This window comes from Virgibacillus sp. DJP39 (genome assembly GCF_049310925.1).
In the GTDB taxonomy this organism is placed as follows: Bacteria; Bacillota; Bacilli; order Bacillales; family Amphibacillaceae; genus Virgibacillus_F.
The window spans coordinates 21,151-27,150 of record NZ_JBMERP010000046.1 but is presented as its reverse complement, the minus strand read 5'-3'; the positions used below and the strand labels follow the sequence as shown (position 1 = coordinate 27,150).

General features: G+C 35.9%; 9 protein-coding genes and 1 pseudogene. 8 read left to right on the top strand and 2 right to left on the bottom strand.

Annotated elements, in window-relative coordinates:
- From ACOI1D_RS14210 to ACOI1D_RS14185, 6 genes are all read left to right on the top strand, one after another.
- A partial coding sequence (locus tag ACOI1D_RS14210) for a hypothetical protein (RefSeq protein WP_422501984.1) occupies window positions 1-203 on the top strand: 203 nt, incomplete at its 5' end.
- Window positions 194-994 carry an RnfABCDGE type electron transport complex subunit D gene (locus tag ACOI1D_RS14205; RefSeq protein ID WP_422501982.1) on the top strand — a complete coding sequence of 267 codons (801 nt, stop codon included), beginning with the start codon at window positions 194-196 and terminating at the stop codon, window positions 992-994. The genes ACOI1D_RS14210 and ACOI1D_RS14205, both read left to right, overlap by 10 nt.
- Window positions 995-1,203: 209 nt before the next feature.
- Entirely contained in the window at window positions 1,204-1,485 is a 282-nt protein-coding gene (locus ACOI1D_RS14200) for a DUF2933 domain-containing protein (RefSeq protein WP_422501980.1), read from the top strand.
- Window positions 1,486-1,662: 177 nt separating this feature from the next.
- A complete protein-coding gene (locus ACOI1D_RS14195; RefSeq protein WP_422501979.1) occupies window positions 1,663-1,815 on the top strand; it encodes a hypothetical protein in 153 nt (50 codons plus the stop codon).
- Window positions 1,816-1,987: 172 nt separating this feature from the next.
- Window positions 1,988-2,773, top strand: coding sequence for a cytochrome c biogenesis CcdA family protein (locus tag ACOI1D_RS14190; RefSeq protein WP_422501977.1), 786 nt, complete (start codon window positions 1,988-1,990; stop codon window positions 2,771-2,773).
- Between the two features lie 92 nt (window positions 2,774-2,865).
- On the top strand, window positions 2,866-3,117 hold the full coding sequence (locus ACOI1D_RS14185; RefSeq protein ID WP_422501976.1) for a hypothetical protein: 252 nt from the start codon (window positions 2,866-2,868) through the stop codon (window positions 3,115-3,117).
- A gap of 98 nt (window positions 3,118-3,215) precedes the next feature.
- On the opposite strand, the gene ACOI1D_RS14180 is transcribed toward ACOI1D_RS14185, so the two are convergent.
- Window positions 3,216-3,353 carry a hypothetical protein gene (locus ACOI1D_RS14180; protein WP_422501974.1) on the bottom strand — a complete coding sequence of 46 codons (138 nt, stop codon included), beginning with the start codon at window positions 3,351-3,353 and terminating at the stop codon, window positions 3,216-3,218.
- 39 nt (window positions 3,354-3,392) lie between these two features.
- Complete coding sequence (locus ACOI1D_RS14175) at window positions 3,393-4,922, bottom strand: Na+/H+ antiporter NhaC family protein (protein WP_422501973.1); 1,530 nt, start codon at window positions 4,920-4,922, stop codon at window positions 3,393-3,395.
- A gap of 147 nt (window positions 4,923-5,069) precedes the next feature.
- Here ACOI1D_RS14175 and ACOI1D_RS14170 point away from each other — a divergent pair, with 147 nt between their 5' ends.
- Together ACOI1D_RS14170 and ACOI1D_RS14165 are read left to right on the top strand one after the other, a co-directional pair.
- Window positions 5,070-5,429 (top strand): hypothetical protein, encoded by a 360-nt coding sequence (locus ACOI1D_RS14170; protein ID WP_422501972.1) that lies wholly within the window; start codon window positions 5,070-5,072, stop codon window positions 5,427-5,429.
- A gap of 68 nt (window positions 5,430-5,497) precedes the next feature.
- Window positions 5,498-5,689: pseudogene (locus ACOI1D_RS14165) on the top strand (glutaredoxin family protein); the annotation flags it as partial.
- Window positions 5,690-6,000 lie beyond the last annotated feature (311 nt).

Sequence of the window (6,000 nt, the reverse complement as noted above, 5' to 3'; positions counted from 1 at the left end):
TTATGTATGACCCGAATCAAAAAGTAGGAAAACCTTATGGCGTGACCGATGTACCAGGTGGTATGGACATGGGTCCTGTTAATACACATTCCATCTTTATTATCGATCAAAAGGGAATTGTTCGTTGGTATGAAATCTCACCACAGGAAATGTATGTCCCGATAAAATCGGTTGACAAGGAGTTGAAAAAGATATGGGATTGATTCGGGATCCTCGTATTATGCAGATTATCCTTCTTAGCACTTACGCAATTCTCGGTGGGGTTTTATTACAGTTTTCAGTCACTATATGGCAAATTGTTATTACATTAGGCGTTTGCATACTATTGGAGTTTTTTTACCTTTATTGGAAAAAAGGTACTTTCGTTTGGCCTTATAGTGCAGTTATAACTGGGCTTGGAATTTCACTTGCCTTACGTGCAGAAACAATAATACCTTTTATTATGGCGGCGATGGTAGCTATTGGTTTGAAACATTTGATACGGTACCAAGGAAGCCATATTTTTAATCCTTCAAATAGTGGTATTGCTGTAATATCTATATTGTTTCCGGTAACTGCTACGGACCCGCTGCAGTGGGGATATTATCTATGGATACTAGGTTTAATGTCTTTGGGCGGGCTTTATCTAGTCTATAAGGCACATCGATTGCCGTTAGTGTTTACCTTTTTTACAAGTTTTGTTGGGATACAATTTGTAAGACTATTGATTTGGCCGGATGTATGGAATTCGCACTTTAGTACCTATATGTGGGGAGGATTGTTTATTTTCACATTTAATATGATAACCGATCCAAAAACTTCACCTAAGGGTGCGAAAAGCCAAGTTATATTTGGCCTTGCTATTGCATTATCGGCTCAAATTATGATACACATGAATATTCATAATGCTGTATTTATCAGCTTGGCAATCGTTTGTTTAGGACGCTTTCTTTGGAATTGGGCAGTTGATCAAGGAATGTTTAAAGGTGGTCATTCTTCTGTCGATGCAAAGTGAAAAAATTGCCATACGTTTAGGTCCTAATTCGTATGGGGTGATCAATAAAAAAGGAACGAATAATTATTTGATCTATTGGATAGTCTAACTTTTATTTTTTGAAAACTTCCTTTTATAATAATAACCAATCATAATTAAATTTAAATACTTCAAAGTTTCTACACAATTGTTGTTTATACTTAGAATATAATTAAACGGAGGTGGAATGAATGAGCTGGGAATTTCTTTTATTATTAGCATGTCCCCTTATGATGTTATTCTGTATGAAGGGTATGTTTGGTGGAAACAAGAACAAGGATTCAAAAGAGAACAGTAATAGTCAGTTACAGACTTCTCAACAGGAAGAATTACAGTCTGTCCAGTTAAAGATGGCAGATATAATGGAGCAAAATCATCAGCTGGCGAAGGAAGTTAAATCCTTGAAAGAAGAATCTAAAGGTTCAAATGTTGTTCAATTAGAAAAAGACCAAGGCAACCAAGAGGCATTATAGACAGACCTGTGGTATCCCGTATAAATAACTTTACGATGAACGAGGGCACGTTTGTTTTAACATACCTATTTCAGCAAAGATACTCACAGAAATTTCTTTCATTCTGAGGACAGACTCTCATGTTTTCCAGAAAATATGTTCGATAATAGAGTTACCATGAAAAGGAGGTGATCTCTCATGAGTTGTTGTGGTGGTTCATCTAAAAAAGATAAGAAAAAAGACGGTATGACTCAACAGAGTCCTCTTGATCAGTTGAAGATGAGACTGGTAAATGGAGAAATAAATATGGAAGAATATTTACAGACAAAGGAAGTAATTGCACAACCTTAGTCATTTTCGCCCAGCTATTAAAAGGCTGGGCCTATTTTAATTAGAATATTGGTTAATCTTATATCTGTGTTTTGGTTGTTGGAGATCATTGTTATAGAATATTTTTATTTCTCATATTACCAGAACTTCCACTAACCAGTACATAGTTGAATAAATAGTAGGGGGAACCAAATTGGGTGATCTTCTTCATGATTTAAGTATAAAATGGTATGCATTCCTAACACAGTTAGGAGCAAAGATGGCGGATCCTATCCTAAATATTACAGAACAGTGGAACATCCCTATTTTGACTGCTTTACTGCTAGGGTTAGCAGCAACCACATCACCTTGCCAAGTAACAACAAATGCCAGTGCGCTAGCTTTTGTTTCACGAAATGCGACCGATAGAAAACAGACTTTGATTCAAACGTTTGCCTTTATTGCAGGAAAAACATTAATTTATACACTTGTTGGAGGGATTGCAATTTATTTAGGTGTTCAGCTAACAACAGTGAACGGAAATGCATCGCTTATTATTATCGTTAGAAAGGCAATTGGTCCAATTATGATCTTGGCGGGGTTATATTTTTTAGGCTTTTCTAAGTTGCGCATATCGTTTGGTACAAGATTTAGCGAATGGCTAAAAGGGAAAATACCACATGGTTCCCCTATAGGTTCCTTTAGTTTTGGAGTAGCATTTTCCCTTGCCTTTTGTCCAACATTAGTTTGGCTCTTTTTTGGACTACTAGTACCATTAGGTATCCAGACTACAGGAGGGATTCTATTACCTACGATATTTGCATTAGGGACTACAGTTCCATTAATTGTATTTGTACTTATATTAGTTGATAGCTCGGACATAATAAAACAAAAATATTTTAAGAAAACAAAATCATTGAATCGATGGCTAACAAAGATAGCAGCTATTATATTTCTGTTAGCAGGTATTAATGACACGTTCACCTATTGGTTCTTATAACTTCAAAACCACCAAATTTATCCAAGGTATTGGTTGACCAATAGCTAAAGGTTTGGATGAATTGAGTACAATAAGGTAAGGAGATGATTAGTATGATGATGAATGGTACAAGTTGCAGTGATATGGGTTGGCCTATGATGATTGGCGGTGGGTTGTTTATGTTATTGTTGTGGGGTTTAATTATATGGCTGGTTATTTACTTAATACGGAAACTTTCCCAAAACAATACAACAAACCAATCGGATAAGGCGGTAGATTTGTTAAGACAGAGATATTCAAGAGGGGAAATAAATACAGAAGAGTATAGAGAACGCTTGTATGAGTTAACGGATAAAACGAATTAAAATGATACTAGAATATCGGTTTGAACCTTCCATCCTAAATGGACTTAATTTCATGAATTTCCTATAAACAAAAGTGCCTAATTGGGCACTTTTGTTTATTATTTTTTGATTTTCCTTTTATTCTGCTTGCGTAGAATTCGAGCAAACTCCACTTTTTTCGATTTTCCATAACGCAAAAATCCAAATGCTCCAATTACCGCTATTACAAAAGCAATGACATAAAGTAATTCATCCATCAATAACACATCCTTGTCATCTGAATCCTTTGGTAACGTTTAAAAAATTAGGGGAACTACTAAGAACAAACCCGCTGCTAATGCCGCAGCTAGTACATTATACGGCGTCATGGCTTTAACGTATTTCATATGATCAGCTCCAGCAGCCCCCGCAGACATTGCGGTCATACCGGAAACAGGAGATGTAACATCTCCAAAAGTCCCTCCTGAAAGAACAGCAGCAACAGCAAGCGGAACGCTACCTCCTGTCGTTACAGCTAGAGGGATTGCGATTGGCATCATTAATGCCCATGCTCCCCAAGATGATCCTATGAAGTAAGTAACAGCACCTGTCACTGCAAAAATAAGGACAGGGACCCATATTGGTGTAAGTGTTCCACCTAATGTTGTCCGAATTAATTCTGTTAAACCAAGATCCTGTGAAACATCGGAAATGGGCCAAGCAACTACTAATATTACGATAGTAACCATAAGCTTATTCCCGCCTTTTATAAACCGATCCGTCATTTCTTTTAGTTTAAGTCCTTGAAATAAGTATAAAGCGGCAGTTATCATGACTGTAATAAATAAGGCTAAAAACATCGAACGTGATGGGTCTGCTGCTGAAAATACTTCAACAAGGCTTTCACCTTTTGCCTCTTTCTGTCCACTCAACCACATGAGGAAAAAGCTTAAAGGAATTAACACTAGGATTGGAGTTAAAAGATTAAACAATCTTGGTTTCAAAGCAGGTTTTCCCAAACCCATATCCATGTCCATTTTTTCCATCTTTCCTTTTGAAGTGACTCCCATTTGATCTTTCGCTGTATCTGCCTTATCTTTATTACCAATTTCTTCGGACATTTCCATAGCATGGGCAGGACGTGAGAAAGAAGTTTCCTTTTTCGAGCCATGTGCAGATTGGATCAATTTTCTCATACTTCCAAAATTCCAACCTATAATCACAGATAGTAAGGCGATAGTAATTGATGTGAAACTAAAAAACTGGAAGGGTAAACTAGACAAAAACAGTTGCATCGCTGAGCCTTCTATTCCTGCCGCGCCCATACCTTTATTTAAAACTCCAAGAATGTAACCAATATAAGTGGTTGCAACTGGAATTAACACAATGACTGGACTAGCTGAGTTATTTAACATATAGGCTAACCGTTCACGTGAAACGGAAAAACGGTCTGCCAATGGTTTCATAATAGATCCTGTTGCCACTACACGGAATCCACAATCAATAAAAGTAATAGGAAGCAACAGCCATGAGGCAATTAGTGTTTTTTTGGAATTATTAATGTAGTTATTCATTACCTTGGCAAAAGCTTGGACACCACCAGATAATTGAACTAAGGCTACACTAAAGACGTACAAGAAAAGGAGGACGTCTAGGTTTCCAGGATCAGATAATACTCCAACAATATAATCAACAGTTTGGGAAATAGAACCGAGAAATGATCCTGTTAAAATAAAACTCCCTGCCCATAAACCAATCAACAGGGAAGGAATCACTTGTTTAGTCCAAGTTGCTAAAGCAATAGCAATTAGAGATGGAGCAATAGATAGCCACAGTCCGTAATCCATATTTTAAATCACCTTTTTATAGTTAATTTGTTAGTTATTTTCCCCGTAAGTTTGTTAGTTATTCTATGGGGAATTTATAGAATGGCTATATCTACATATATTTAAAATATATAGGTAAACTATTGTTATAAAATGGAGGTGATTTCTATGATGAGGGTTAGTACGCTTAAATTTGTTATGACATTGTTTATGGGGTTAGCCATTACTATGCCAGTTGCTACTTCTGTTCATGCGGAGGTGATACCATCTAATGCAGAAAATGTCGGGGAAGCAAAAGAAAAAAACTGCTGTGATAAAATGAAAATGATGAAAGAAGAAATGAAAGTAATGATGAATAAACATAAAATGATGAAGAAAGAGATGAACAGTCTTTTTAACGACTTGCAAGAGAGTGGAAAATTAACTCAAGAACAGTTAGGGAAACTAAAGAGTATCAAACAAATGATGAGTAAGATGGAAGAAAAGATGAAACAAATGTCATCAATGGAAATGGACGAATTAAAATAAAAGGATGAAAAAAATTGAGTGATTTTACTATCGAAATATATTCCACACCAACTTGACCAGATTGCAAAGCAGCGAAGGAGTTTCTTTCGCAACATAATTTCCATTTTACAGTACACGATATTGTGGAGAATGAGGAAAAGATCGACGAACTAAAGAAATTGACGGGGAAAAATATAGTTCCGACGATTGTAATAAATGATGAGATTTTTATTGGATTTGCTCAAAATCTAGAAGAGATAGAAATATTACTGTTACCTTAGTTTTATGGAGCCCTTTTCCACCAAGGATAAGGGCTTTTAATTTTACAGTTTATATGGTTTTTCTAATAATGGACTAATGTTATAAACACCATAAATCATTGATTTATGGTGGATTAAATAATGAGATAAAAGGAGAATTAATCTTGAGCATTTTCAATAAAATATTTAGGGAAAAAGGTAAGCAGACAGAAATTAACCCAAATGTAACTGAAGGTATGAAAGGTGTATTTATGAAAGGGATTGGTATACGGGTGTAAGCCTTCGTGGAGGAGGCATTAAAAGGTGTATAAGGTGTAAAGGAATTTAAAATA